A 26985-nucleotide genomic window follows, 5' to 3' on the forward strand; every position below is an offset into this window, starting at 1 on the left:
AATAAAAGAAGTTGGGACATAATAAATGTTCCAACTTCTTTTTGCTTAAAATGTACACAGCGGATTCAAAACGACTTTTGTCACGCTCTTCTTTTATATCTTCGGTTCATAATCAACATCTAGTGTCGCTAACCGTTCTGTTCCCCAAGTAAACATTAATTCAATGATTGGCATTAAACTTTCGCCAGTTGATGTCAAAGCATAGAACACAGCTTTGCGATTTTTAACGAGTGTTTCATGGCGGGTTACTAAACCATCTTCAACTAATTCATTGAGTTGTTGTGATAATACTTTATGGGTTGCGTTATCTAAAAGTTGTTGGATTTGGCTAAAACGCATTTGGCCGTCATGTGATAAATGATAGATAATGACGATTTTATATTTGCCTGAAAACATTGATAGAGTATATTCTTTGGCACAATTAAAATCTTTTTTTTGAATTTTTTCAATGGCATATTTTCTGATGACATCAGTCATAAGGTGTACTCCGTTCATATTAGCGTTGATACGCACAAAAAAGTGCGTTATTGTGTTACGGTTTTATTAGGTATAAATTATATACCATAATAAAGGAGGTTGTTAATTATGACAAAGAAAGTTGCAGTTGTGGTTACCGATTTAGTAGAGGATATTGAATTTACTGATCCGGTTGAAGCAATCAAGAACGCAGGACATGATGTGACAACGATTGGTTTTGAAGAGGGCACTGTGGAAGGTAAGCATGGTACTAAGATTAACATCGACAAGTCTATTGCTGATGTAAAACCTGAAGATTTTGATGCTTTGTTTATTCCTGGTGGCTTTTCACCTGATCAATTACGTGCCGATCAACGCTTTGTTGACTTTGCAAAGGCATTCTTATCAAAGAATAAGTTGACTGCAAGTATCTGCCACGGTCCACAATTGATGATTCAAACTGGTTTGGTACATGGTCGTACAATGACTTCTTATCTAACTGTACAACCAGATTTGTATTATGCAGGTGCACGTATTGAGGATCAACCAGTGGTTGTTGATGGTAATTTAATTACAAGTCGTGAACCTAAAGATATTCCAGCATTCAACGAAGCTGTTGTTGCAGCCTTAGCATAGGCCCTAATTGGAATGATTTAAGTATGTATTAGTATTAAGATTAAAAGTTTAGCGTACCGAGTAAATCGTGTACGCTAAATTTTTGTTGTTATTTTTAATGACTGATATGATGGTGGTAAATTAAAGAAAGAGGGGGGAATATCAATTATGGCATATACTGCTATTAATCCATATAATGGCGAGGTTATCCAAGAATTTTCGAATACAACAGATAATGAAATTCATGATATTTTGAATCAAGCTGAGAATTATTACCAAAAAGAAAAATCAGTTTCTTTTTCTAAGCGTGCGGAGCTACTCAATCAATTAGCGGATGAGTTTGAAAACCATTTAGATGATTATGCGCGTTTGGCATCCACCAACATGGGGAAGTTGATTGGAGAATCACGCACCGAAGTTGAAAAAATTGTGAGTTATGCTCGCTATTTTGCTGAACAAGGGCCAAAGTTTTTACAACAAAAGAATTATGATAAATTGTCTGTGGGTTCGAGTGCTCATGTTGAATTTTCCGGTATTGGTATCGTCTTAGCTGTGGAACCATGGAATTTTCCGTTCACTCAGGTGATGCGCGTGTTTGCTCCAAACTTCATGCTGGGTAATCCAGTTATTCTAAAACATGCAAGTATTGTGCCTCAAGCTGCCCAATCAATTGCGGATGCTTGTCAAGAAGCGGGCTTACCTCAAGGTGCGTTTGCTAATATTTTTGCGACCCACGATCAAATTGATAAGATTATTGACGATCCACGTGTGCAAGGATTTGCTTTAACCGGTTCAGAACGAGCAGGTAAAAACTTAGCTGCTAAGGCCGCAAAGAATCTTATGAAAACTACTTTGGAATTAGGTGGTACGGATATCTTTGCAGTCTTGCCTGATGCAGACATTGATAAAGCAGCCAAAGATGCTGCTGAAGCTCGGCTAGCTAACGCTGGTCAAGTTTGCACGGCAGCCAAGCGTTACTTGGTTAGTGACGAAGTTTATGATGAATTTTTGGATAAAGTTAAACAAGCCTTTGATAGTTATCAATTCGGTAATCCACTAGATGAGAAAACTACTTTAGCACCGCTATCATCGCAGAGCGCGAAAGATAATTTGCAAGAACAAGTAGAGAAAGTTGTTGCAGGTGGATCTGAAATATTGTACGGTGATCTGACTAAAAATGAAGGACCTGGATTCCAGTTTTCACCGTTGATATTGACGGGGATGACTCATGATAATCCAATGTACGACGAAGAATTATTTGGACCAGTTGCACAAATTTATCGTGTGAGCTCGGAAGAAGAGATGGTTGAGATAGCTAACGATTCTCGCTATGGGTTAGGTGGTGCAATTTATACAGCTGATGTCGCTCATGGGAACGAATTAGCTACTAAGATTGAAACCGGACAAGTGGCAATTAATCAAGTACTAGATGAACAAGCCGAAGTACCGTTTGGTGGCGTGAAAGACTCTGGATACGGTAGAGAGCTCAGTGATTGGGGGCTCTTTGAGTTTGCTAACGTCAAGTTGGTGTTGAACTAGAACTGATAGTTTGGATTATTTGTACAGATAGTACTGATTTCAGAATTAAATAATTAAAAAAGCAACTAAATTCATCGTGAATTTAGTTGCTTTTTGTCTAGATTTGACATTTATTGCTATGAATTCTAATTAATAGAAGACAGAGGTAACCAAGCGAAAACTTTTTTAATTTCATTATCCCAGAAGGTCCAATCATGATCACCAGGAGTAACTGAGTAGGTTTCGTTCATGCCCAATGAATTCATAAAGTCAGTGAAATGGTCATTAGAGTCACGCATAAAATCATGATCACCAATTGACCGATACCACTGTATTTCTTTAAGTTGATCATTCGGCGCAGCTAGTGCCAAGTTCTCTAAGTAGTTTTTCGGTAAACTTGGACCGAAAACACGTGATATATCAGGCATGATTGGAATGATATCACTTAAATTAACAGCAGGCGATAGTGCTGCAACTGCGCTGAACCATTCAGGGTGTTTAAAACCAAATTTTAATGCACCGAAGCCCCCCATTGAATTACCTATAACAAAGTTTTGGTTACGCAATGTACTTAGTGGCAGCATACGCCGTAATTCAGGTATCATTTCTTCGGTTAAATAAGTCCAGTAGGGTAGGCCATTGGTTTCATCCATATAAAAACTACGATATACATTAGGCATAATCACAGCAACTTGATATTGCGTTGCCAGATTTTCAATAGTTGTAAAACGATACCAACAAGATCCGTTTTCGCCTAGTCCATGTAGCAACCAAATAGTTGGTAGTGGCTTGTTAGGTAGATTATCCGGTAAGATAACACTAATTTTTAAATGTTCTTGTAAAACTGCTGAGAAGCGCGTGATATGAGTTAAAGACATTGTTCCTCCAAATTGTTCTTCCTTCAATAAAAATATCGCCTATTTTATTTAGTCTGAATAGTAAACATTTGCTTTTATATTTTGGCGATGATTACCAAAATGTTCACCAAAAAGTGTTAGACCACCATAGACATCATTTTTAATTGGTAACACCGACATTTTTAAGGTTAACCGTGAACTGTCAGATAGATTTAAGTCGCTAATTTTAACGTTTGAAATACTATTACTATCAATAGAAGTATCAAGTTCACCGACTCGGAGGTGTTTGAGTAGACCGTATTGGCTAAACTTTTCCGGCCACAAATCGGGCGTGTAATTACCTTGAACATCAGAATAATTACCAGGTAGTTCGGTTTCACCAATATAGTTATCATTGATCCAAAAGCCGATTCTAGAGTGCCAGTTATTGTTAGATAGCGGAAATTCACTCGCCATTTCTAACTCAAATTCAATCATCTCAATTTTACTATCGGCTGGTAGTTCGTTCGGGATGATGTATTCAATTGTTCCCTGAGTAAACCACAAAATTTGTGAACGAAAACGTTCAGCTGAGAAGAATGCATTCACATCGTCCATTTTAGAAATTAATGAGCTTTCAGATGATAAACCACAAGATGGCACGACATGGTTGATTGCAAAATAGTTACCAATGGGAATGTCGTAAGCTTTTTTGTGGTACTCTGGAAATATTTTTTGTGGAAAATGAATATTAATCTGGTCGATATTCATAACTGGATAACTTTTTCGACTATCAGCATTTTTTTTGAAACTAATGATATTTGCTTTTTCTAAAATGTGTAAATTTTTAGAGATAGCTGCTTTACTGATATTCATTCTCTGAGCTAATTCAGTAGCAGTTACTGTCTCGCCGGAAATAATTTCCAGAATTTCCAATCTAACCTCGGAATCCAAGGCCTGATAGACATGTAAAGAATTTGGACTAATATCAATATCCATATATTTGTCTCCTTAATAAATTGGTTAACTTTTATGTTAATTATTATAAAGACAATTATCCGTATAAAGTGGATGGTTGTCAATATGATTAACCGCTTTCAATACTGTTTCAATAGCATTGACATCGCTTTCATAAAGCGTGATAATTCAATCGTTGGGATGGTTAATAATGATGTTAATTATTTAACAATGTAGGTTTATTAAGAGGGGATATTTATGAAAAAGGCACAAATTTTTGGTGCAATTATTGCATCATTTTTTTTATCATTTGGGCTAACAGAAGTGTTTAATCCAGTGGTTCATGCGGACTCTAGCAAAGAAATTGTTTTTTGGAATCCGTTTACTGGTCCAGATGGTACGAGCATGCAAAAGTTAGTGAATGAATATAACAAGACGAATCCTGAATACAAAGTGAAGAATGTGTCACTGACTGAGGCGGATATGTATTCTAAGATTCCAACAATTGTTAATTCTAAAAAGGGAATACCCGATTTACAGATTGTGCATGTGGAGCGCATTAAGGATTATGTGAATAACGGGTTATTGGACAACTATAATCCTTACTTAGACGATTTTTCTGATATTAATAAATCGAATTATGTACCTGAGGCTTGGAATAATGGAGCCTATAAGGGGAAGCGGTATGGTGTGCCATTAGATATACATACAACCTTTATGTACTACAATAAGGCATTAGTTAAAAAGTATGCACCACATGCGCTTGATGATAATATCGTCACTTTTGATGAAATTAAAGCAGCTGGTGAAAAATCTCAGAAGGATGGAATAACAGGTCTAGGATTAACCTGGTGGAAGCCTAACTTTTTATCACTATATGGCCAATTGGGGGGTCAATTAACAAAGGATGGCAAAAATCCTAATTTAAATAATCAAACATCACGTAAAGTTCTCCAAATTTATAAAGGGCTTTATGATAAAAAAATTACTTCTCAAGATGGTCAAGATCCAATGCAATTGTTCTTGACGAATAAAGAAATATTTTTCCCAGAAGGTATTTGGATGAACAATCAAATTAAAGAATCCGATGTGAAGTATGGGGTTACTAACGCAGCGCAATTATCAGATGATCCCGACAAAATGGTTAATTGGTCCTCAAGCCATCAGTTTGTACTATTAAAACAACCAAAGCGTGATAAAGCCAAGACAGAGGCGACTTTGAAGTTTCTTAGTTGGGTACGGACCAATTCATTAGAATGGGCAAAGGCTGGTCAAAACCCTGCAACGTTGGCAATTACTAAAGACAAGGAATATCGAAAAATGCAACAGTCTTTCTTATTAACTAATAAGACTGAACAAGAATCATTAAAGATATTTAATTACCGATATAACGGATACTTAGCAGACTATTTAGACCGGTATGCTTATGATTCAGTTTTTGGTAAGACTAGTATTTCTAGCTATTTGAATAAGTTACAAAACACTGTCCAGGATGAAGTGGATGCACAAATGACTGACTAGTCAAAAGGTAACTTTATTGCAACATATTGATAGGAGTAAAAAACAAATGGCAGATATTTCTTCTAAATCAGGAAATGTTAGTACAAATAGAAAAAAGACGTGGCACTTGCATGGGAAGAGTTTCCCTATATTATATTTGCTACCGCACTTAGTAGTTTTCACAATATTCTTTTTAATTCCATTAATTTTTGGTATTTATATAGCCTTTACGAAGTGGGATTTAGTTCGAACACCTGTGTTTGTTGGATGGGATAATTTCAAAACACTGTTATTTTCAGACTCAATATTTCATGACCAATTAACGAGTGGGCTATGGCACACAATTTTGTTTGTGTTGATTTCAGTGCCATTTTGTATTTTGGTACCACTACTTTTGGCGGTGGTGTTAAATACAAAACCAGCTTTTGCAAAATTCTTTCAAGGATTGTTCTATTTGCCCAGTCTATTTTCAATTTCGGCAGTGGTTATTGTTTGGTCACTAATTTTTAATCCTAATTACGGCCCCTTAAACACGTTGTTTCACTTAGACCAAGTTTGGACAGGTACACAACCATGGGCATGGATGACAATCGTTATTTTGACAGTTTGGTGGACTATTGGTGGAAATATGATTATCTACCAAGCAGCTTTAAACGGTATTCCACAAGATTATTATGAAGCAGCCGATATTGATGGTGCTTCACGATGGAAAAAATTTATTCACATCACATTGCCTAGCATTCGCGGGCAATTGTTATTTACCATCGTGACAACAACAATTGCGCAATTTAATATATATGGACAACCATTAATGATGACCAATGGTGGGCCAAATGGATCGACAACTGTATTAATGATGAATGTTCAACAAAATGCCTTTGGATCTGGACAATCGTTGGCTGGTATATCATCAGCCATGGCGGTCATTTTAGGTATCTGTATAACGATTGTTTCAATGGTTCAATTATTTCTACTGAGAAATAAAGATTAATACGGGTAGGTGAGAAAGTAATGAAAAATAAGAAACAAGGATCAGTTCAGTGGCTATCACTAATTTTTCTAATTGTATTGGGCGTTGTTTGGATTACACCATTGTTGTATGGTTTGATGTCATCGTTCAAAAGTAACCTTGAAATGCAATCGGTTGGTTTTAAATTTTTACCAATTAATTGGTTGTTTACTAATTACACCAGGTTATTGCAGAACACATCAAATACACCAGTCTTTCGCTGGTTTTTAAATTCAATTGTTATTTCAGGTGGGTCAACTATTTTGGTACTGGTTGTGACGTCGCTTTCAGCGTTTGCGTTTTCACGTTTACGCTTTAGAGGTCGTAACGTCTTATTTATGTTTTTGTTATCGACAATGATGTTCCCGCCAGTTATGAATATTATTCCGCTATATAAAATTATGACAACTTTGGGTTGGGCTAATACGCCATGGGCGATGATTTTTCCGGCTGCAACAGGAGTGTTCAATATTTTCCTAATTCGACAGTTTATGGATAATATTCCAATTGCGTATGATGAAGCCGCCAGAATTGATGGTGCGAGTGATTGGCGAATTTTCAGAATTGTTATTTTACCATTAATCAAGCCAGTTTTGTTTGTGGTTGCGCTGTTTACATTTACGGGATCATGGAATGATTTTTTGTGGCCATCAATTGTCTTTTCAGATATAAATAAGATGCCGATTACACCAGGGTTAAAGTTGTTACAAGGAATGTATGTTGCCGATATTCCAACATTAATGGCGGGAGCAATTATTGCAATTATCCCAACGTTTATTTTGTATCTTGTTGCGCAAAAGTATTTCTTACAATCAATGTCTTTGTCAGTAGGTGTAAAGGGATAGTTGTTTATGTTAGATAAAAAGTGGGATAAAAAATTATTGATTACTTGTGCTACGTGGCAATTTATCGATGGGCTCATTACAATTATTTTAGGCTTTTTAAATATGACGAAAATGTCTGATATTAGTAAAACAGTGCCAATTAGCTCATTTAATGGTTTGGTGGGTACAATGTTTATTTTAGCTGGCTTAACCAATTTATTAATTGCTTATTATTTCTTGTCACAAAAAGAAATTAACAAGTGGATCATGCCAATACTAGTTATGGAAGTGATTATTTCTTATTTCTGTATGGATATTATTGCAGTTGGAACTTTGGTACCGGCTGTGATTATTATCAGTTTAAAGAAAAAAAGACAAAAGTTAGTCAATGCGCAGTAAAGAAAGTGAGAGAAAGTATGTATCGTACAGAATATCCGGAACCACAATTTCAAAGAGAACATTGGATGAACTTAAATGGTGCTTGGCAATTTACATTTGATGATCAAGATTTAGGCATTAAAGAAGGTTGGTATCAGCAACACGATTTTGATAAAAAAATTGAAGTGCCATTTGTTTACCAAACTGAATTGAGTGGTATTGATGATCAAAGTGAACATGGCATCGTTTGGTATCAACGTCACTTCACTGTTAAAGAAGCAGAAGATTTTGCGACAATTTTACATTTTGGCGCTGTTGATTTTGAAACAGACGTTTGGCTTGATGCTCAACACATTGGCACACACGTAGGTGGACATACAAGCTTCTCTTTTGATATTACTGATTATATTTCAGCCGGTGAAGATCATGTCTTAACAGTCCGTGCAAAAGATCTGCTCCTATGTCAATAAATGGCACATCTTTTTCTAAACACTCGTTCTAATTCTGTCGGAATTAAACCAACTGATGTAATTTGAGGTTCGGATTACCAAGTCCTCAAAATTGGAAAAAGTTGTTTGAAAGGCAAACTCTCTCTTCAACAATGAGTGAAAAGCTTCAATTGGCCCATTATCATAAGGATAACCTTGTTTTGAGTATGAGTGGCTAATCTGGTGCCGTTCAAGTAAAGTTTCAACTTCGTTGCTGGTGTACTGTGAACCCATGTCAGAGTGAAAATATTGTGGCTTTTGATGACATTCAAGCGCCTGATTAATCGTTTCTACAACTAACGTCGCCTCCATCTGACGACCAATCTTGAAAGCAAGAACTTGATGAACCTTTGGTTCGTAAATAGAACTGAGATAAACCCAGGTTCCTGGACGTAATTCCAAATAAGTAATGTCAGCACGCCATATCCTTGCATTGGGCTGGTGCTTGATTAAATTGGGGCGTTGTGAATGATCCACATGAGTGCCAGGTTTTTTAAATCGCCGATTCATTAAAGAGTGAATTTCCATTTCTCTCATTAATCGTAAAATTCGTTTTGACCCAACACAGATGCCTGACTTGCGAAGCACCATCGTTATTCGTGGATAACCATAGGCACGATAATTATTTTCCCAAATTAATTTAATTTTTTCTTTGAGCTGATTATCAACACGTTCGTGTTGACTAGGTTGATATCTTTTCCAATGGTAATAGGTGCTGCGCGGTAATTTCAGTGCCGAAAGAATAATTGATAAGCGGTGTCGCAATAACTGATCTTCTATGAAGACAAGGCAATTAATTCGTCCTAATGCTTTCCCAGTAACACCGCCGCAACTTTTAAAATTTCAAGTTCCTCCTTTAATCGCTGATTTTCCTTTTGAAGTTGTTTGAATTCTTTGGACGTTACTTCAGTACCGTCTTCTAGCTCAACTGATTTAGCGCCTTTAACCCAGTTATGAATTGCGGCTGGAGAAACACCGTATTCCTCGGAAAGCGAGCGAATAGATCTTTTCTCTTCACGATGCATCTTCACAATGCTGGCTTTAAAATCATCTTGATATCGTTTCATTGGAATGCTCCTATCTTGTTTTATTAATTATGGCACAACTGTTCAGAAATTTATGTACCAAATACTAGGATAGGAGCAATCCAATTCGTGACGAAGAACTTACCAGAGGTAAACAGAACTGGACAGGGGAAAGTGCAGGTATTTGGTATACAAATACAACCGGAATTTGGCAAACTGTTTGGCTAGAAATGAAACCATTAACCAATTTGGCAAGTATTAAATATGTGACAGATATTGATAAAGGTAATGTGAACATGACTGGTGAAATTGCTAATTTTATTCCTGGTACTGAAGTTGTTGCTGATATTAAATTTAAAGATGAACAACTAGCAAAAGTAGCTATTTATCCAGAGGAAGGATCATTTGAATTAAGCGTCAATGTATTAGGTAAGCATATTTTCCGGATGGGGTACCACAATGAGGGGTGGATGTGGTCGCCTGAGCATCCAAATTTGTTTACTGTTAATTTTCAGACAACCGCACCAGGTGCGCGAACTGATCAGGTAGCATCGTACTTTGGTATGCGTAAAATTCATACTTCTAAGGGGATGGTTTATTTAAACAACCGTCCATATTATCAAAAATTAGTATTGGATCAAGGGTATTGGCCAGAAGGGTTATTAACAGCACCGAATGATGAAGCCTTTAAAAAGGATATTACTTTAGCGAAGGAAATGGGATTTAATGGTGCTAGATTGCATCAAAAGGTTGAAGATCCACGTTTTCTATATTGGGCTGATCAATTAGGGTTTATTACGTGGGGAGAATGTGCAGCAGCGCCGGTATTTACGCCTAAAGCTGAAACAACGTTGTATCAAGAATGGTTAGAAATTATTGGAAGAGACTATAATCATCCATCAATTTTGACTTGGGTTCCTATTAACGAAAGTTGGGGTGTGCCACATGTACATATTGATCGGCAACAACAACACTTTACTCAGGCTTTGTATCATATGATTCATTCATTAGATACAACCAGACTTGTACAATCAAATGATGGTTGGGCACAAACCGAAACGGATATTTGTGCGGTTCACAATTATGCTCATGGGACGAAGGACGACCTTGAAACATATAACTATTACACTGAAACATTAAGTTCTTGGGAGAAGATTATACGGAATCCGCCTGTATGGGATATCTTTGCTGATGGTTTTTCATACAAGGGACAACCCATTCTATTAACTGAATTTGGTGGTATTGGTTACAACAAACAATCACCGTCAGAAGGATGGGGTTATACAGGTGCAAAATCTGATGAGGAATTCGTAAGTGAGTACCAAAGAATTATAAGTGCGGTAAGCCAATCACATTGCTTGTACGGTATTGTCTATACACAATTAGCGGATACGGAACAAGAGGTGAATGGCCTGCTAACAGTTAATCGCGAACCAAAGGTTGATCCGAAAATTATTAAAAAAGCTAATGACTTTTTTATTCGTTCGTTTGTTGAAACGCCGCAAAAAGATGTAGAAATTGTTGATGTTTTAGATGATAACTTGGACTAAGGGTTTAGTCAGAATTTATAGAAGGATAGGGTGACATTCTAATGGTTCAAATAGCGCTGGATCACATTTATAAAAAGTATGAAAATGCTACAAATTACTCGGTGACAGACTTTAATTTGCACATTAAAGATCAAGAATTTATTGTTTTTGTTGGTCCATCAGGCTGTGGTAAGTCAACAACTTTACGTATGATTGCTGGATTGGAGGACATCTCAAAAGGTGAGTTAAAAATTGAAGACAAAGTTGTTAATAATGAGTCACCAAAAGATCGCGATATAGCAATGGTATTCCAAAACTATGCTTTGTATCCGCACATGACAGTATATGATAATATGGCATTTGGTCTTAAACTTCGTAAATATGACAAGACTGAAATCGACAGGCGAGTTAATGATGCGGCTGAAATTTTGGGATTAAGCGAGTATCTAAAGCGTAAGCCATCGGCTTTATCTGGTGGTCAACGTCAACGTGTTGCCTTAGGGCGATCAATTGTGCGTGATGCACCAATATTTTTAATGGATGAACCACTATCTAATTTGGATGCCAAATTACGTGTTTCAATGAGAGCGGAAATTGCAAAATTGCATCAACGTTTGAATACAACGACAATTTACGTTACTCACGACCAAACTGAAGCAATGACGATGGCGGACCGAATTGTGATTATGAAAGAGGGAAAAATCCAGCAAGTAGGAACGCCTCAAGAAGTCTATGATAATCCAGCAAATGTTTTTGTTGGTGGATTTATTGGATCACCAGCAATGAATTTTTTTAATGTGATTTTTAAAGGTGACCGAATTAGTGACGAAGAAGGGAATTTTGAACTTGAAGTACCGCAAGGATGTGCTAAAGTATTGAACGATAAGGGATATCAAGGTAAAAAATTGATTTTTGGAATTAGGCCCGAAGATTTACATACAGAGAATGCTTTTTTGGACACTTTCCCCAATGCGGTTGTTTCTGCGACGGTTGTCGTATCAGAATTACTTGGTGCTGAATCACAATTATATAGTAAGATTGGTAATACAGAAGTGGTTGCTAAAGTTGATGGACGTGATATTAAAGAAACTGGATCAGAATTGAAACTTGGCTTTGATCTGAACCGTTCACATTTTTTTGATTCTGAAAGTGAAGTTGCAGTCTACTAATTAATGAATAGGGTTATAACCAGTATCGGAAATTTCTGATACTGGTTTTTTAATAATAAAACTATTTTTTAAACGTTTAGATAATTTTACGTCATGAAAAATATTGTTTTGATAACATAAACAAAGTAACATGTGAATATAATTATTTGCTGGAAGGTTACCTTATGAAGTTTAAAAAACAATGTGTAATAGGGAAAAGGAATAAAATAGTTCCTGAAATAAAAGATTTTGAACAATTTTTAAAAAAGATGGGTACAAGTGATAGTTTATTATCACGTCAACAATTGACTAAGTTGACACAAACGAGTCAAGTAATGCTGCATCCGTTGCAATTACGTTTGAATGGAAAATTACCCAACCGACCATTAAATTTATCATTGATTGTTTATAAGAATGACTTACGGTTAAGGCAATTACATGTTCTTTTGCCCACGGGCGAGGTAGCCGAAATTTACCAATTTTTGAATCAGCTCAACGCGTTGTTAACAGAAGTTATTTTTGAAAATGACTTCTATGATAATCTTATGATTAAATCTGAACCAAGCGTACAAGTAGCAACAGCAGATAAGTTAAACCGTGCGAACCAGTCATTGAAACAAAGAATTAGACAGTTAACAGAAACGAAAATTCAACTAGCCTCACAGTATGAAGGTGCTCAAGCAAAGTTAAAGCAACAGTTAAATCAATTAGCGGTTAGCGATAAACAAAATCAGGCGTTACTGTTAAAAATTGAACAACTTGAGCAAACAATCAAAGATTATCAGTTTAAATTCACCAAGCAAAAAGAAGAAATGAGCATTATCCGTGAACAAATTCGTGTTAAGCAGACAAAACAGAACCAACAAAAATTGATGAAAAAGGTTCAAGTTATTGAACATGTCTGTCCGAAATTAGATGATAAACTTTTCAAAGAGGAAATTGTTGATTTACAAAAGCAAGTCGCCAAAGCACAACAAGAATTACAGATATATAGGAAACAACGTACTGCCGGTTTGCAAGTTAGTCGCTCGGAAAAGATAAGACAGTTGACCAGTGAATTGAATTTAACTTGCATTGATGATTATCATCCATTACTTCGTTTAGTTCATAAGTATAATGAATTAGTTGCTGAGGATTTAGTTTTATGGCAACAAATTCAAGGCCGTTTTGTAAAGGTCGATAATCGATGGCAATTTATTGATCAGAATAGTCAGGCTTATGAATTATCTGAACTATCTTTAAATGGCATTCTACTACAGACACTGACAACTAATTATTATTATTCAGCACGTCAACGGTCTGATACAGGTTATATCATGTTGATTAGACAATTAAATAAGCAGGTGACTGGTAGTCAAATTGAAACTCATAAAAATGAGACGAGTAGTCCGGTACGCCTAATGAATAAGCAAGTGCTAATTATCTCTTGGTGGGGTGAGACGGTTAAAAACGCAGCAAAAAAATTAAGCTATTTTGGTATAGATGTTGTCTGGTTGGATCCATCAGATATTAGTAATGATAAAATTATGCATGAGATGAATAAGACACAATATGACTTTGAGTTAATTGTCATGCGGGGCGCCCACCATGAAACGGTAACAGCAGCGCATCGTCTGCGCCGGTCTGGTAGACAAGTTAAGGTAGCAAATAATCCTGGGGCCAGTGCAATGTTTGATTACGTTAGTGGTGCGTTAGGGCTAAGTGATGGCTAGCGTATGTTTGGTGTGCTAAAAATAACTTGCAGAATGGTTAAAAAATCAGTATTATAGGTTAGGTATTAGAAAGTAAATAACTCGACATCCTATCAAGAGTCAGGGAGGGACTAGACCCCGTGATCTGACACCAACTACCGTACGGTGAAGTGGTAATTTCTAGCAGATGGGCGCATATCGACTGAACCCCGACGTGCCGCCTATGTGTGGTCGTCGGGGTTGTTTATTTTGATTTTCGCTATGTAAAGGAGATATTAATAAATCATGTCAGAAAAGCGTTTATTTACATCAGAATCAGTTTCAGAAGGACACCCAGATAAAGTATCTGATCAAATTTCAGATGCTATTTTGGATGCCGTCCTAAAAGATGATCCACAAGCTCGTACTGCTGTTGAAACATCAGTAACCACTGGCTACGTTAATGTATTTGGTGAGATATCAACGAAAGCATATGTAAACATTAATGATATTGTACGTAAGACGTTGAAGCGTATCGGATACGATGATCCTGATGCTGGTTTCTTAGCTGATGATATTCACGTGGGCGTTACACTTGATGAGCAATCACCAGATATTGCGCAGGGTGTTGATGCAGCTATTGAACAACGTGAAGATGGTGGTATTGATCCACTCGACCAAATTGGTGCAGGTGATCAAGGTCTGATGTTTGGTTTTGCAACCAATGAAACCGATGAATATCTACCATTATCAGTTGTTTTGTCACATAAGTTAGTTAAGAAGCAAGCTGATATTCGTCGTGCTGGTATTTTGGATTATTTGTTGCCTGATGCAAAGGCACAAGTAACTGTTGAACTTGATGAAAATGGTAAGCCATTCCGTATTGATACAGTTGTTTTGTCAACTCAACACCGTGCATCAGTATCATTGGAGCAATTGCGTCGTGATGTACGTGATCTTGTTATTAAGCCAATCCTACCTGCAGATATGATTGACGACGAGACACGTTACTTGATTAACCCAACAGGTCGCTTTGTTATTGGTGGACCTAAAGGGGATGCTGGTATGACCGGACGTAAGGTCATCGTTGATACTTACGGTGGTTATGCTCGCCACGGTGGTGGTGCTTTCTCTGGAAAGGATGCCACAAAGGTTGATCGTTCAGCCGCATATGCTACTCGTCACATTGCGAAGAACATTGTTGCTGCTGGTTTAGCTGAAAAGGTTGAAATCCAAGTTGCCTATGCCATTGGTGTGGCAGCACCAGTTTCAGTTAATGTTGAAACATTTGGTACTGGTAAGGTCTCTGATGATGGATTAGTTGCCGCTATTCGTGATTTGTTCGAATTACGTCCAGCTGGTATTATCGAAGACTTAGATTTGCGTAAGCCACGTTATGAAGCAACTGCTGCCTACGGTCACTTTGGTCGTCCTGAATTGGACTTGCCTTGGGAGCGTTTGGACAAGGTTGATGAATTGAAAGCTTATTTCAATAAATAATCAAATAAGTTGAGCCCCGTAAGTTGGTATAATTACCAAGACTTGCGGGGCTCAATTTGTACTCTAAGAATAGGGTCAATGAGCTGTGTTAAAATGAACATCACAAACGTTCTGCTGATGCTTGGATCGGGTGCGGTATCTTGTTTTTATGTTGAAAGGAAGGTTACGCTATCATGCAAATTACGATTTTTGGCGCAAGTGGTAAAACTGGTAGACTAGTCGTGCAACAAGCTTTAAGTCGTGGTTATCAGGTTGTTGCTTACGTTAGAGATGCAACAAAGCTATCTTTTACAGACGCAAATTTAAAAGTTGTTCAGGGCTAGTTGGATGACTTAGATATGGTCAAACAGGCAGTGACAGGTAGTCAAGCCGTTTTAAGTGCACTAGGTCCGATTGGTAAAAAAGAGAGTGATCAGCAGATTAGCGTGGAGATGGTTAATATTTTAAATGCGCTAGATACGCTTGATGTTAAACGATTTATCGCGTTATCAACCACGAGCTCACAAGACTCGCTTGATATTGATAGTATGCAATTTAAGTTAAGGTGTGGCACGATTCGTATGGGAAGACCTAGTGCTTATGAATCAATTGTTAAATACACTGCGTTAGTACGCCAGTCTAAATGTGATTGGACATTACTTAGAATTGCATCACTATTAACCAATGCGTCATTAACTAAAAGTGTACAAGTTGGCTATTTAGGTAGAGATAAATTCAAGGTTAAATTGTCACGGGCTAACCTTGCTTGGTTTATGCTAGAACAGCTAGATAGCACAGAATTTATACGTCAAGCGCCAGCAATCAGTGACTAAATTAAAACTCCGATTTAGTAAGCTTAAACAAGTTTACCAAATCGGAGTTATTTTTTTATTTAATTTGCCTGGTTGGCACGGGCCACAGCAGCTTTAATATTAACAGGTCGACCGGCTTTTCGCAGATCACTGTATTCAGCTGTTGCAGTAAATAATAAGTCGGAAGCTGAATTAACAGCCGTTTCTACGGAATCTTGAATAACACCGATGACGAAACCAATTCCAACTACTTGCATTGCAATATCATTGCTAATGCCGAATAAGCTACATGCCATTGGAATCAACAATAGTGAACCACCAGCGATACCTGAAACACCAGTTGAAGCAATTGCTGTTAAGAAGCATAGAAGTAGGGCAAGTGGAATTGAGAATTCCATGCCTAATGTATGAGTAGCAGCCAGCGTCATAATTGAGATTGTGATAGCAGCACCACCTGAGTTGGCTGATCCGCCAAGTGGGATTGAAACACTATAACTTTTTTCGTTTAACCCAAGATTCTTACAAGCATTTAAGTTGATTGGGATATTGACCGCACTACTACGAGTAAAGAAGGCGGGAATCCCTGAAACTTTTAACGTCCAGAATGCTAGGGGGAATGGGTTTTGATGGGTCAATACCCATACTAATAATGTGTAAACGACTAAGTAGACAAATATCATCGTACCAACTAATAGTAGAACTAGTTGTCCATAACGCATCACGCCATCAGTTCCTGTTTCTACTAGGGCTTGATGAATCAGACCAATGATACCAAAGGGTGCACATTGAATAATCCAACTAGCAACTTTACCAATAATACTTGATAAATCTTGAATGACTGATTTTGTTGTTTGGCTAGCCATTTGTAGAGCGATACCTATCAAAACAGACCAGAATAGAATTGTTAGATAATCGCCCTTCATTACTGCTGAAACCGGGTTTGACACAATATTAGTAATCAAATCATTCATGATTGATCCTAAATCTTTCGGTGCATCAGCGCCATTAGCTGTTGTTGACTTAGATAATGCTAATTTTATTGGGAACAAATATGAAGCAATGACTGCAGCGACGGCAGATAAAAAGGTTGCTCCTAAGTATAAAACAATGACGGTTTTAAAATGATTATGAGCACCTTTTTGATACCCCGAGATTGATGACATAATGACCATAAATACCAATAATGGTGCAATGGCCTTTAAGGCACCGATAAATAATTGTCCTAATACATCAATCCAGGTCCAGGAAGGAGCAACAACTCCAACGAAGACACCGATAATAATAGCAATTATTATTCGAGCAATTAAAGGGATTCTGATGTATTTTTGTAACATACGTTTTTCCTTCCGCGTAATTGTTCTACCCAAATTTTAGGTAAAACATTATAATATTGTTAGCTTAGTTTATCGGGGGAATAGACTAATGTCAACAAAATAATGAGAAATATTATATTTAAATGATAAAAATACCAAATTGTGAACTTTTAGTTAGTAAAAAAGGCTGAGACATTTTTGTCCCAACCTCCTCATGAGTTTATTGTATTAATGCTTAAGCGTGATGTTCATAAATTTTGCTGATTCGTGCTCTTGTTTCTTCGACTTTCTGTTGTGATTCTTGGTAGTGCTTACTAATATAGGCGTAGAACAAGATATCAACAACGTATAATTGTGACAGTAATCCAGTTGTTGATGCAAAGCGAACCTTGTCAAATTGTTGCGAGGTCGTCGTTAGCGTGACGTCGCAACCGCGAGAAACTTCAGATTTAATGTCATTGGTTAACACAATGATCTTTAATCCTAAATCAAGACTGATATTTTTAAATTGTAAAGTCTCGAAAGTCTGTCCTGATTCAGATATGACGATTGCTAAGTCTTGTTTACTTGCCGTTGCTTGCATTGTTGTTATCATTTGATGGAAATCAGCATGACAGATAACGTCTAGACCAACCCGAGTGAACTTATGCTGAATATCTTGTGCGACAAGTGATGAGGCCGTGACACCATATACGAAAATATGACGGGCATTTTCTATCAACTTTGTTGCACTTGAAAAAGCGGTAGTTTCATTTTGTGCTGTAATGACATCAGGTATTGTTTTAAAACGAGCACTGGTTTTTTCTAAAATAGTCGTAATTGATTCGTTTGCTTCAACTTCTGTTAAATCACTATTATTTTGATCACTGTTCGTTGCAACAGCGATGTCTAATTTCATCGCAGGGAAACCGCTGTAACCGAGTTTTTTTGCAAAGCGAACGACTGCCGAACTACTTGTCTGAGTGAGCTTGCCTATTTTTTCGGCAGTGGCATCGATAGCTAGTTGCGGTTTTTCTAAGAAAAAATTTGCTATTTTTCGTTCACTAGCTGTGAAATTTTTTTCTGAAGATAAACGTACAAATAACGAATTCATGATTAACCTCGTTTTGTGATTTAAGAGACGATTCTTTATGGCTCATTAACCTGTATGATAACATCACCGACTTCGACAGTTTGTTCCGCTTGGGTGGTCACTGCCTCAAAGTCGGCACTATTTGTCAGAATAACCGGCGTTATCGTTTGATAGCCTGCAGATTGAATGGCTTGTAAATCCATATTTACCAGTGGTTCGCCGGCTGATACTGTTTGGCCTTCGGTGACTAAAATGTCGTAACCTTTTCCTTCTAAGTTGACGGTATCTAGTCCCATATGAATAAGCACTTCTGCGCCTTGTTCACCCACTAAACCAATTGCATGTTTGGTAGGGAAAATGGGTTGTACCGTCCCATCAATGGGTGAAAAAATTTCGCCATTACTTGGTTGAATAGCGATACCTTGTCCCATCATACCTGTAGAAAACACTTCATCAGGCACGTTGTCTAAATTAATTAGTTGTCCTTCAGCGGGTGCTTTGATTTCAAAAGCTTCAGTATGTGCTACTGTTGGTGTTTCGTTTGTAACAGTTGATGCTGTCGTAGTGGGTGAGGTAACTGTTTGTGCTTCGCGTTTTAACTCTTTGGGAATACCAAAGAAGTAAGTCAGGATAAAACCACCAATATAACCAGCAACCAAACCAATGATGTAATAGAGTGTTTTATTGTGGGCGATCAGTGGAATTAATGCCCATCCAGATGGTCCCACCGCAATTGATCCGACATGACCGAGCATACCAATGACAGCACCACCAATACCACCACCAAGACAAGCAGTGATAAACGGACGACCAAGTGGTAGCGTAACGGCATAGATCAATGGTTCACCGACACCTAACAAACCGACAGGCAAGGCACCCTTAATATTCTGAATTAATCCTGATTGCTTATCATCTTTGCGGAGAAATAGCCATAATGCAAATGCGGCACCAACTTGTCCAGCGCCTGACATGGCTAGAATTGGCAAGAGTGGGGTACTTCCCATTTGATTAATCATTTCTAAATGGATAGGAATTAAAATCTGGTGTAGTCCAAGCATGACCATTGGTAGGAATAAGGCTCCCAGAACAAAGCCAGCGACAGGACCACCAACGTCTAAGACAACATTAATAAATTGTAGTAGTCCATCTGATACGACACCTGCGATTGGCATAATTAGATAAATAGTTGCTAAACCGATTGCTAACAGACTTAAAGTTGGCGTGATGATAATATCAACAGAATCGGGCACCCATTTATGCAATCTTTTTTCGACTAATGATAGTAACCAAACGGCAAAAATGACCCCAATGATACCACCTTGACCAGCAGCCAGTTCTTGACCGTTAAATAAGTTTTGAATAGTCGTATCCGTGGTCACGCCTGAAAGTAGGGTGACAGCCCCGACGGTACCTCCTAATGCAGGCGTTGCGCCAAGTTCAGCAGCGGCATTAATACCTGTGTAGATTGCTAGATAGGTGAATAGCCCATTTTTAATAACATTAAGCACCGTTACAAGTTGCGTCATGGTATCGCCCGTTAAAGTTCCTGCAGTTAGTAAATTTTGCAGGATAGAAGCAACTCCGGCAATGATACCAGCACCAACAAGCGCCGGTATCATGGGAACAAAAATATTTGCCAATGACTTGAGAATGTTTTTAAATTTGTTTGGTTTATTGTATTTTTGTTTTGCAGCCGCTTTGTTTTGATCCGTCTGTTCATTCAAGTTGTTATCTTCAGGTGTCTGGTTTTGACCTGGAAAATCTTCCCCTAATTTAACCCCGACAGAATCAACCATACTTTGGGCAACCTTATTTACTTTGCCAGGCCCCACAACGACTTGCAAGGTTTCATCTTCAACAACGCCGAGCACGCCTGGGAGTGCTTCTAATTCTTCAAGGTCAGCCTTACTTTCGTCTTTTAAAGTTAACCTCACGCGGGTCATACAGTGAATTAACTTTGAAACATTTTCTTTACCTCCCACATGCTGGAAAATGTCTTGTCCTAATTGATCATAGTCTTCTTTCGCCATAATAATATCTCCCCAATTAAGTAATTAAACTGATTTGTTAATAAAACCGTTGGCCTGTCGTAATTTTTCTTCAGATTCATTACGATCAACACCTGTTAGAATCATAACGATTGCTACTTTGACATTTTGACTTGCGGCAATAAAAGTTTGCTCAGCAACTTCAAAAGAGCAATCTGTTGCCTCCATGATAATGTGTTTTGCACGCTCGACTAATTTTTCGTTGGTTGGTTGAACATCAACCATTAGGTTTTTATATACTTTACCGACACCAATCATTGAGATAGTTGAAATCATATTTAATACCATTTTTTGAGCAGTACCTGATTTCAAACGAGTAGAGCCAGTTAAAAATTCAGCGCCAACGTTAACTTCAATGGCGGTATCTGCGTGTTGACTAATCAAAGCATCGGTGTTTAGGGCTAAACTAACCGTTGCTGCATGCACACTTTTCGCGTAGTCTAACCCGCCAATGACGTAAGGGGTGCGACCGCTTGCCGCGATTCCTACCACCGTATCATTTTTTGTTAAATTCAAATTTTTTAAATCATTTGGCCCTAAAGTCAGACTATCTTCAGCACCTTCCACGGCATGAATCATGGCTTTATTACCACCAGCGATTAAACCAATCACTGTATCAGGACTGACCCCAAAAGTTGGTACACATTCGGCGGCATCCAAGACGCCTAGGCGACCACTGGTGCCGGCCCCCATATAAATGATTCGACCGCCAGATTGGAGGGAGGCGGTTGTCTTTGCAATCGCGTTTTCAATAGCGGGTAGGGCCTCAGCAACAGCTAAACCTACTTTTTGATCCTCATTATTCATCAAAATGGCTGCTTCATGAATTGTTAAGCTATCTAGGTTCATGGTTTGCTGATTTCGCTTTTCTGTTGTTAAGTTAGTTAGTTCATTGAGGTCCATTAATTTCTCCTTATATGAAAGCGGTTTCTTTATACCCAGTCATTATATCGTTATAGCAATTTAATTTCAATTAATAGATTTTAAAATAATTAATTGAAATATTATTTCATAACTTGTTATAAAACGTTATTTTTTAAACATTTGAAGGTTTTGTGAAATTATTCATTAATTATTAGGCAAGGGGCTATGAAATAAATATGACAATAAAAAACAATTATTTTATATATGAAACATTTTTTTGCACATAGTAATATTATATAAAATAATCTTAAAGTATTATATGTGCTATTAATTTGATTTCAAGTATAATCTATTTGTAGTATTGAGTGCATGCGCTTTTATATTGTTTTTATTTATCTAATCAAAAACTAACTTGACGCATACTGTTATTTAAAATACAATAGGATTTGTAGAAGTAAGAAAGCGTTTCCAGAACGCAAACATGTAGGGAGATATGTTAAATGTCAGAGAATAAGATAACTGCTGGATTAGCAGCTTTGAAGGTTATGGAAGGTTGGGGTGTGCCCACTGTATACGGTGTGCCATCTGGAACTTTGAGTGGATTCATGAACGCCATGGGTGATCCTGAAAACAACGTTAAGTGGTTACAAGTTAAGCACGAAGAAGTTGGTGCTATGGCTGCCGTTATGCAATGGAAGTTTAGTGGTAAGCTTGGTGTTACTGTTGGATCTGGTGGACCTGGTGCAACACACTTGATCAACGGTTTGTACGATGCAGCAATGGATAACGTTCCTGTATTGGTAATCTTGGGTTCAAAGCCAGTTCGCGAATTGAACATGGACTCATTCCAAGAGTTAAACCAAAACCCAATGTACGAGAGCATTGCCGTTTACAACCGTCGTGTAACGACTGCTGAGCAATTACCTCACTTGGTTGACGATGCTATCCGTACTGCTATTGCTAAGCGCGGTGTAGCCGTACTTGAAGTACCTGCAGACTTTGGATTTGCTGAGCTTGATGCAGATTCAATCTACTCAACACCATTGTATTCTTCAGGACTAAAGTTCAAAAACTACCAATCAGCACCTGTTGATGAAAAGGACATTGATGAAGCGGTTGAACTATTGAACCAAGCAAAGCGTCCAGTAATTTACGCTGGTGTTGGTACAATGGGACATGGACCAGCCGTTCAAGAATTGGCTCGTAAGATCAAGGCACCAGTTATTACTACTGGTAAGAACTTTGAGACTTTCGACTGGGACTTCGAAGCTTTGACTGGATCAACATTCCGTGTTGGTTGGAAGCCAGCTAACGAGTCTGTTCTTGAAGCAGATACAGTATTGTTCGTCGGAACAAACTTCCCATTCTCTGAGGTTGAGGGTACTTTCCGTAACGTTGAAAAGTTTATTCAAATTGACAACAACCCAGCTATGCTAGGTAAGCGTCATGAAACTGATGTTGCTATCCTTGGTGATGCTGGTGAAGCAATTGATGCTATCCTTTCTAAGGTTTCATCTGTTGAAGAATCAGCTTGGTGGACTGCCAACATCAAGAACGTGCAAAACTGGCGCGATTACATGAACAAGCTTGAGCAAAAGTCTGAAGGTGATCTTCAAGCTTACCAAGTTTACAATGCTATTAACAAGTACGCTGCAGAAGATGCAATCTTCTCAACTGATGTTGGTAACGTTACACAAATGTCAATCCGTCACTTGCACATGACACCTAAGAACATGTGGCGTACTTCACCATTGTTCGCAACAATGGGAATTGGTTTGCCAGGTGGTATCGGTGCCAAGAACGTTTACCCAGATCGTCAAGTTTGGAACTTGATGGGTGATGGTGCGTTCTCAATGACTTACCCAGACGTTGTGACAAACGTTCGTTATGACATGCCTGTCATCAACGTTGTCTTCACTAACACTGAGTATGGATTCATCAAGAACAAGTACGAGGATACAAACGAGTACAACTTCGGTGTTGACTTTACTGACGTTGACTACGCTAAGATCGGTGAGGCACAAGGTGCTGTTGGTTTGACTGTTAGCCGTATCGAAGACATTGATAGTGTCATGAAGAAGGCTGTTGAATACTACAACCAAGGCCGTGTAGTTGTTATTGATGCTAAGATCACTAAGGATCGTCCAATCCCTGTTGAAACATTGAAGCTTGATACTAACTTGTACAGCGAAGATGTTGTTAAGTCATACAAGGAAAAGTACGAAGCAGAAGATCTTGTACCATTCCGTGAGTTCCTTGAAGCTGAAGGTCTAACTTCAAAGTACATCAAAGAAGATAACGGTAACAAGTTTAGCTTCTAATTAAATAGATTTATAAAGTACCATGAGCATTGCGCTGATGGTGCTTTTTTGTTGCGATAAAAAAGTGGTTGGGACGTTTACTCTGTCCAACCACTTTGAGAATATTAGAATTTAATTTCCGAAACATACGTTAGTTTTCTGCGATAATCCAGTTCGATAAAATCAGTTGGTTGCACATGGCCAGGTTCTTTATCGAAATAGGTGACATCAGCAATTTGAAGCATGGTATAAACAAACTGTGAACAAAACATGATGTTACGACGAGTGGAATGCTTTGTTACTAATCCTAGGATGTTATAAGCACTACCTGTTTGATTGATTTGTTTAATTGTATCTAAGACTTTTTGTTTCTGAGCAACTGAGACAGGTAGTCGATAAATTAACACGGATGCGTCTGCCTTTTTATGAAAGGCTTGAATCATTTCGGGGTTAAGACCAGGTGGATAAACTCGCTCACCACCGTTATAGCTGATGATAGTTGTTAAATCAGCGTCAAAGCTAAGCGAGGCGTGATTAAATTGCTTTTGGGTAAATAGTCCGATTAGTTCACTAGCGGCGCTACCAGTATTGGAAATGACGATATAGAGCGCTGGATCCACTAATGATTGTTCAGCCTTTTCGAAATAGTTAGCGTCCAAAGAACCGTTATTAATATAACGGATTGTGCTGTGTCGGTTTAAATCACTAAAAATTTCTTGGATGTTTTGAATCGATAGGGTATGGCGAAATTTACCAAAAGTATCGGTCGCTTGGTGAATACGTTGTTGATTGCGCTTCATCTGTGTGAAGGTAATTGTGCTAACTTCTTCCACTGATGGTAGATAGAAAGAGGTACTTTTTGCATGAACAACAACACCTTCTAATAAAAATGGTAAGGGTAACAGCATCGCAGCAATAAAGTGTAGTAAGAATTGGTTAGTATCTTGACTTGAAAAAACAATAGTCGCATAAAAAGTGAGTTGCAAAATCAGAGTAAGTGCGTAACTGAATAATAGCGTCAATTTTAGGCCAAAGGAATATTGCACCATTGTGAATAGTTTAATAGTTAAAAATATGAAAATGAAGATTGCGGTCAGAGCAAATAAAGGTAGTGTGCCGAATAGTGCGATAACCAACAATAGTAAAGAAGCGATTATCCAAATAAAACGTTGGTAATTAAGGATGTTGTTCATATAAAAGTTTGCCCCTGTTTGATATTAGCCCCCAAATAGAATGAAGAGATGCTTTAAATATACTACCGTATCTAATATTGAAATAGTAGATTTAATTATGTTTGCCCACAAAAAAACAAGTCATACTTGTTAGAAAATTATCGGCAATTATGACTTGTCTAAATAATATGATAATTTTTATTGCTTAAGCTTGGTTGGCGTTACCAAAGACATCGATACGATCAACCAAGGCGCTCTCAATTGCTTTAACACCAGTTGCTAATAACTTACGTGGGTCGTAATTCTTGCCTTCTAGATCATGATCAGCAAGAATGAAGTCACGCAATGCTTGATGGAAGGCTAGTTGGGCCTCGGTGTTAACGTTGACCTTTGAGACACCCATTGAAATAGCTGTTTGAATTTGATCATCCGGGATACCTGAACCACCATGTAATACAACGGGTACTTTATGACCAGCGGTTTCGTTGATAGCAGTGGTGATCTTTTGGAGATGGTCAAGTTGGAGTCCTTTCCAGTTTTCAGGGTAAGGGCCATGAATATTACCAATACCAGCAGCTAAGAAATCGATACCAGTTTCTACCATTGAAATGGTCTCCTCAACAGGTGCAATTTCACCATTGCCAATCACGCCATCTTCTTCGCCACCAATCGTGCCAACTTCGGCTTCCACAGAGACACCCTTGGCGTGGGCCAATGAAACGATCTCACGAGTTTTAGCCAAGTTTTCTTCTAGTGGTAGGTGAGAACCGTCAAACATGACTGAAGTGAAGCCAGCAGCAATTGCAGACTTTGCTGCTTCATAATTACCATGGTCAAGGTGAATGGCGATTGGAACGGTGATATTAAGCTCATGGTCAAGATTACGAATTAAATCAGCGACAGTTTTAAAGCCACCCATGTACTTAATAGCTCCCATTGAGGCAGCAACGATGGTTGGTGCTTGTTGAGCTTGTGCAACGCGCAAAATTGCTTCTGTCCATTCAAGGTTGTTGGTGTTAAACGCCCCAACCGCATAACCAGATAAACGAGCCTTTGAAACGATAGCTTCTCCTGAAACAATAGTCATTTTTTATTCCCAACTTTCTTTTTTAAATTCTGTCGTGGCGTGACGAAGTTGATATTGATTAGTTTTATTTGCCAGTGCAATATCCTCACGCAAAGTACCCTCATTAGCGTTAGCAATACTAATTAAAAAAGGTACTAGTTTTTCTGTCCACACTAATTGATCGTCATAGCCATATTGTAGCCAAAAACTGTCGATCTTAGCGTCATCCCAATCGCTGGCGCCGTGATAAGGACGGTCATCTAATAACAAACTATTAGGCATTTTTACCAAATTTTTTTTGTGGGTCATAACGACCTTCTTGTAGAATGGGCTGTTGATATCGTTACCGAAGTAATCGGTCAACCATTCAATTTTATCTTGCCAAGAACTAGGGTTTTCCCAAGGCGCAGTAGAAAGAATATATAAATCAAAGTGTTTTGCTAACTCTTTGACACCACCAATTGCACCGGGTAATGGCTTTAGGTGGCGGAAAATACCAGGGATTTGGTCTGGTTTCTTTACATTATATTTTTGGACATTTTGACTTTCGGCATTTAATACTGACAAAGTATCGACTAGCGTATTGTCCATGTCAATAAATAGTTTTTTAATAACGTTCCCTCTTTTCTGCGTATATGTACTAACGTGACACAAAATGAGTATACAGCCAAAATATTTGGAACACAAGACAGTTCTTTGTAATGGTATATGTTCACAAATTGAATGAAAATTATTTTCATTTGTGAATTTTTGACCTTTTCGACCTATATCAATAATGCTAAATTCTTATAATCGCATGGTAACAATCTTTTAAACGTTTGTGCATTTTTTGAGTATCAGTTTCTTCGTTAGTGGTCAGTATGTGAATATGTATATTGGTATATAGTAATTTTTGAGTGGTTGTAA

23 protein-coding genes, 1 pseudogene and 1 riboswitch are annotated in these 26985 nt (G+C 37.9%); of the genes and pseudogenes, 13 read left to right on the forward strand and 11 right to left on the reverse strand.

Features of this window, described 5'->3' with window-relative positions; all coding sequences use genetic code 11:
* Nucleotides 1-93: 93 nt before the first annotated feature.
* Complete coding sequence (locus FOL01_RS01220) at nt 94-477, reverse strand: winged helix-turn-helix transcriptional regulator (RefSeq protein WP_075268927.1); 384 nt, start codon at nt 475-477, stop codon at nt 94-96.
* 108 nt (nt 478-585) lie between these two features.
* Here FOL01_RS01220 and FOL01_RS01225 point away from each other — a divergent pair, with 108 nt between their 5' ends.
* Both FOL01_RS01225 and FOL01_RS01230 read left to right on the forward strand, forming a co-directional pair.
* Nucleotides 586-1092: a type 1 glutamine amidotransferase domain-containing protein gene (locus FOL01_RS01225; RefSeq protein ID WP_075268928.1), complete on the forward strand. Its 507-nt coding sequence runs from the start codon at nt 586-588 to the stop codon at nt 1090-1092.
* Between the two features lie 147 nt (nt 1093-1239).
* On the forward strand, nt 1240-2610 hold the full coding sequence (locus FOL01_RS01230; protein ID WP_075268929.1) for an aldehyde dehydrogenase family protein: 1371 nt from the start codon (nt 1240-1242) through the stop codon (nt 2608-2610).
* 125 nt (nt 2611-2735) lie between these two features.
* Here the strand turns inward: FOL01_RS01230 and FOL01_RS01235 are convergent, their stop codons facing one another.
* Complete coding sequence (locus tag FOL01_RS01235) at nt 2736-3467, reverse strand: alpha/beta hydrolase (protein WP_075268930.1); 732 nt, start codon at nt 3465-3467, stop codon at nt 2736-2738.
* A gap of 48 nt (nt 3468-3515) precedes the next feature.
* Complete coding sequence (locus FOL01_RS01240; RefSeq protein ID WP_075268931.1) at nt 3516-4424, reverse strand: ArsR/SmtB family transcription factor; 909 nt, start codon at nt 4422-4424, stop codon at nt 3516-3518.
* A 216-nt stretch (nt 4425-4640) separates the two neighbouring features.
* Between FOL01_RS01240 and FOL01_RS01245 the strand changes: the two genes are divergently transcribed.
* Genes FOL01_RS01245 through FOL01_RS01265 form a run of 5 tightly spaced genes read left to right on the forward strand, consistent with a single transcriptional unit; the run spans nt 4641 to nt 8563 of the window.
* On the forward strand, nt 4641-5903 hold the full coding sequence (locus FOL01_RS01245) for an extracellular solute-binding protein (RefSeq protein WP_075268932.1): 1263 nt from the start codon (nt 4641-4643) through the stop codon (nt 5901-5903).
* A 46-nt stretch (nt 5904-5949) separates the two neighbouring features.
* A complete protein-coding gene (locus tag FOL01_RS01250; protein ID WP_207649845.1) occupies nt 5950-6873 on the forward strand; it encodes a carbohydrate ABC transporter permease in 924 nt (307 codons plus the stop codon).
* A 20-nt stretch (nt 6874-6893) separates the two neighbouring features.
* Nucleotides 6894-7736, forward strand: coding sequence for a carbohydrate ABC transporter permease (locus FOL01_RS01255; RefSeq protein ID WP_075268933.1), 843 nt, complete (start codon nt 6894-6896; stop codon nt 7734-7736).
* 6 nt (nt 7737-7742) lie between these two features.
* On the forward strand, nt 7743-8114 hold the full coding sequence (locus FOL01_RS01260) for a hypothetical protein (RefSeq protein ID WP_075268934.1): 372 nt from the start codon (nt 7743-7745) through the stop codon (nt 8112-8114).
* Between the two features lie 17 nt (nt 8115-8131).
* Nucleotides 8132-8563, forward strand: a complete 432-nt coding sequence (locus FOL01_RS01265) for a sugar-binding domain-containing protein (protein WP_083603391.1) — start codon at nt 8132-8134, stop codon at nt 8561-8563.
* 15 nt (nt 8564-8578) lie between these two features.
* On the opposite strand, the gene FOL01_RS01270 is transcribed toward FOL01_RS01265, so the two are convergent.
* Nucleotides 8579-9648, reverse strand: a protein-coding gene (locus tag FOL01_RS01270; protein WP_100078221.1) for an IS3-like element IS1163 family transposase whose coding sequence is annotated in 2 segments (ribosomal slippage) — nt 8579-9420 and nt 9420-9648 — 1071 coding nt in all. Because the reading frame shifts where the segments join, the coding sequence is not laid out codon by codon here.
* Nucleotides 9649-9836: 188 nt separating this feature from the next.
* Here FOL01_RS01270 and FOL01_RS01280 point away from each other — a divergent pair.
* The 5 genes and pseudogenes from FOL01_RS01280 (at nt 9837) to FOL01_RS01305 (ending at nt 16265) form a co-directional block, all read left to right on the forward strand.
* Nucleotides 9837-11156: a glycoside hydrolase family 2 TIM barrel-domain containing protein gene (locus tag FOL01_RS01280; RefSeq protein WP_237342639.1), complete on the forward strand. Its 1320-nt coding sequence runs from the start codon at nt 9837-9839 to the stop codon at nt 11154-11156.
* A gap of 41 nt (nt 11157-11197) precedes the next feature.
* Nucleotides 11198-12304 carry an ABC transporter ATP-binding protein gene (locus FOL01_RS01285; protein WP_075268936.1) on the forward strand — a complete coding sequence of 369 codons (1107 nt, stop codon included), beginning with the start codon at nt 11198-11200 and terminating at the stop codon, nt 12302-12304.
* 164 nt (nt 12305-12468) lie between these two features.
* A complete protein-coding gene (locus tag FOL01_RS01290) occupies nt 12469-13995 on the forward strand; it encodes a hypothetical protein (RefSeq protein ID WP_075268937.1) in 1527 nt (508 codons plus the stop codon).
* An 86-nt stretch (nt 13996-14081) separates the two neighbouring features.
* Nucleotides 14082-14168: riboswitch (SAM riboswitch) on the forward strand.
* 91 nt (nt 14169-14259) lie between these two features.
* Nucleotides 14260-15453 (forward strand): methionine adenosyltransferase, encoded by a 1194-nt coding sequence (gene metK / locus FOL01_RS01295; RefSeq protein ID WP_075268938.1) that lies wholly within the window; start codon nt 14260-14262, stop codon nt 15451-15453.
* Between the two features lie 173 nt (nt 15454-15626).
* Nucleotides 15627-16265, forward strand: a pseudogene (locus FOL01_RS01305) (NAD(P)-dependent oxidoreductase).
* A gap of 59 nt (nt 16266-16324) precedes the next feature.
* Here FOL01_RS01305 and sstT read toward each other — a convergent pair.
* From sstT to murQ, 4 genes are all read right to left on the reverse strand, one after another.
* Nucleotides 16325-17578, reverse strand: a complete 1254-nt coding sequence (gene sstT, locus FOL01_RS01310; protein ID WP_075268941.1) for a serine/threonine transporter SstT — start codon at nt 17576-17578, stop codon at nt 16325-16327.
* A 214-nt stretch (nt 17579-17792) separates the two neighbouring features.
* A complete protein-coding gene (locus FOL01_RS01315; protein ID WP_075268942.1) occupies nt 17793-18650 on the reverse strand; it encodes a MurR/RpiR family transcriptional regulator in 858 nt (285 codons plus the stop codon).
* A 35-nt stretch (nt 18651-18685) separates the two neighbouring features.
* Nucleotides 18686-20659 carry a glucose PTS transporter subunit IIA gene (locus FOL01_RS01320; protein WP_075268943.1) on the reverse strand — a complete coding sequence of 658 codons (1974 nt, stop codon included), beginning with the start codon at nt 20657-20659 and terminating at the stop codon, nt 18686-18688.
* Nucleotides 20660-20683: 24 nt separating this feature from the next.
* Nucleotides 20684-21580, reverse strand: a complete 897-nt coding sequence (gene murQ / locus FOL01_RS01325; protein ID WP_075268944.1) for an N-acetylmuramic acid 6-phosphate etherase — start codon at nt 21578-21580, stop codon at nt 20684-20686.
* Between the two features lie 461 nt (nt 21581-22041).
* Here murQ and spxB point away from each other — a divergent pair, with 461 nt between their 5' ends.
* Nucleotides 22042-23862 carry a pyruvate oxidase gene (gene spxB, locus FOL01_RS01330; RefSeq protein WP_075268945.1) on the forward strand — a complete coding sequence of 607 codons (1821 nt, stop codon included), beginning with the start codon at nt 22042-22044 and terminating at the stop codon, nt 23860-23862.
* 104 nt (nt 23863-23966) lie between these two features.
* Here the strand turns inward: spxB and FOL01_RS01335 are convergent, their stop codons facing one another.
* The 3 genes from FOL01_RS01335 to FOL01_RS01345 form a co-directional block, all read right to left on the reverse strand.
* Complete coding sequence (locus tag FOL01_RS01335; RefSeq protein ID WP_075268946.1) at nt 23967-25034, reverse strand: UbiA prenyltransferase family protein; 1068 nt, start codon at nt 25032-25034, stop codon at nt 23967-23969.
* Between the two features lie 184 nt (nt 25035-25218).
* Nucleotides 25219-26100 (reverse strand): class II fructose-bisphosphate aldolase, encoded by an 882-nt coding sequence (locus FOL01_RS01340; protein WP_075268947.1) that lies wholly within the window; start codon nt 26098-26100, stop codon nt 25219-25221.
* 3 nt (nt 26101-26103) lie between these two features.
* The gene (locus tag FOL01_RS01345; RefSeq protein WP_075268948.1) at nt 26104-26670 is read right to left on the reverse strand and encodes a 5' nucleotidase, NT5C type; all 567 of its coding nucleotides are present in this window, start codon (nt 26668-26670) and stop codon (nt 26104-26106) included.
* Between the last annotated feature and the right edge of the window lie 315 nt (nt 26671-26985).

Origin of the sequence: Weissella thailandensis, from assembly GCF_001932615.1 — a bacterium.
GTDB lineage: Bacteria > Bacillota > Bacilli > Lactobacillales > Lactobacillaceae > Weissella > Weissella thailandensis.

Coding starts and splice junctions, on each gene's coding strand:
- FOL01_RS01335 (WP_075268946.1), bottom strand. CDS start 25,034: ATGAACAACATCCTTAATTACCAACGTTTTATTTGGATAATCGCTTCT.
- murQ (WP_075268944.1), bottom strand. CDS start 21,580: ATGGACCTCAATGAACTAACTAACTTAACAACAGAAAAGCGAAATCAG.
- FOL01_RS01255 (WP_075268933.1), top strand. CDS start 6,894: ATGAAAAATAAGAAACAAGGATCAGTTCAGTGGCTATCACTAATTTTT.
- sstT (WP_075268941.1), bottom strand. CDS start 17,578: ATGTTACAAAAATACATCAGAATCCCTTTAATTGCTCGAATAATAATT.
- FOL01_RS01260 (WP_075268934.1), top strand. CDS start 7,743: ATGTTAGATAAAAAGTGGGATAAAAAATTATTGATTACTTGTGCTACG.
- FOL01_RS01230 (WP_075268929.1), top strand. CDS start 1,240: ATGGCATATACTGCTATTAATCCATATAATGGCGAGGTTATCCAAGAA.
- metK (WP_075268938.1), top strand. CDS start 14,260: ATGTCAGAAAAGCGTTTATTTACATCAGAATCAGTTTCAGAAGGACAC.
- FOL01_RS01340 (WP_075268947.1), bottom strand. CDS start 26,100: ATGACTATTGTTTCAGGAGAAGCTATCGTTTCAAAGGCTCGTTTATCT.
- FOL01_RS01280 (WP_237342639.1), top strand. CDS start 9,837: ATGAAACCATTAACCAATTTGGCAAGTATTAAATATGTGACAGATATT.
- spxB (WP_075268945.1), top strand. CDS start 22,042: ATGTCAGAGAATAAGATAACTGCTGGATTAGCAGCTTTGAAGGTTATG.
- FOL01_RS01320 (WP_075268943.1), bottom strand. CDS start 20,659: ATGGCGAAAGAAGACTATGATCAATTAGGACAAGACATTTTCCAGCAT.
- FOL01_RS01265 (WP_083603391.1), top strand. CDS start 8,132: ATGTATCGTACAGAATATCCGGAACCACAATTTCAAAGAGAACATTGG.
- FOL01_RS01235 (WP_075268930.1), bottom strand. CDS start 3,467: ATGTCTTTAACTCATATCACGCGCTTCTCAGCAGTTTTACAAGAACAT.
- FOL01_RS01290 (WP_075268937.1), top strand. CDS start 12,469: ATGAAGTTTAAAAAACAATGTGTAATAGGGAAAAGGAATAAAATAGTT.
- FOL01_RS01225 (WP_075268928.1), top strand. CDS start 586: ATGACAAAGAAAGTTGCAGTTGTGGTTACCGATTTAGTAGAGGATATT.
- FOL01_RS01345 (WP_075268948.1), bottom strand. CDS start 26,670: ATGGACAATACGCTAGTCGATACTTTGTCAGTATTAAATGCCGAAAGT.
- FOL01_RS01285 (WP_075268936.1), top strand. CDS start 11,198: ATGGTTCAAATAGCGCTGGATCACATTTATAAAAAGTATGAAAATGCT.
- FOL01_RS01240 (WP_075268931.1), bottom strand. CDS start 4,424: ATGGATATTGATATTAGTCCAAATTCTTTACATGTCTATCAGGCCTTG.
- FOL01_RS01315 (WP_075268942.1), bottom strand. CDS start 18,650: ATGAATTCGTTATTTGTACGTTTATCTTCAGAAAAAAATTTCACAGCT.
- FOL01_RS01220 (WP_075268927.1), bottom strand. CDS start 477: ATGACTGATGTCATCAGAAAATATGCCATTGAAAAAATTCAAAAAAAA.
- FOL01_RS01250 (WP_207649845.1), top strand. CDS start 5,950: ATGGCAGATATTTCTTCTAAATCAGGAAATGTTAGTACAAATAGAAAA.
- FOL01_RS01245 (WP_075268932.1), top strand. CDS start 4,641: ATGAAAAAGGCACAAATTTTTGGTGCAATTATTGCATCATTTTTTTTA.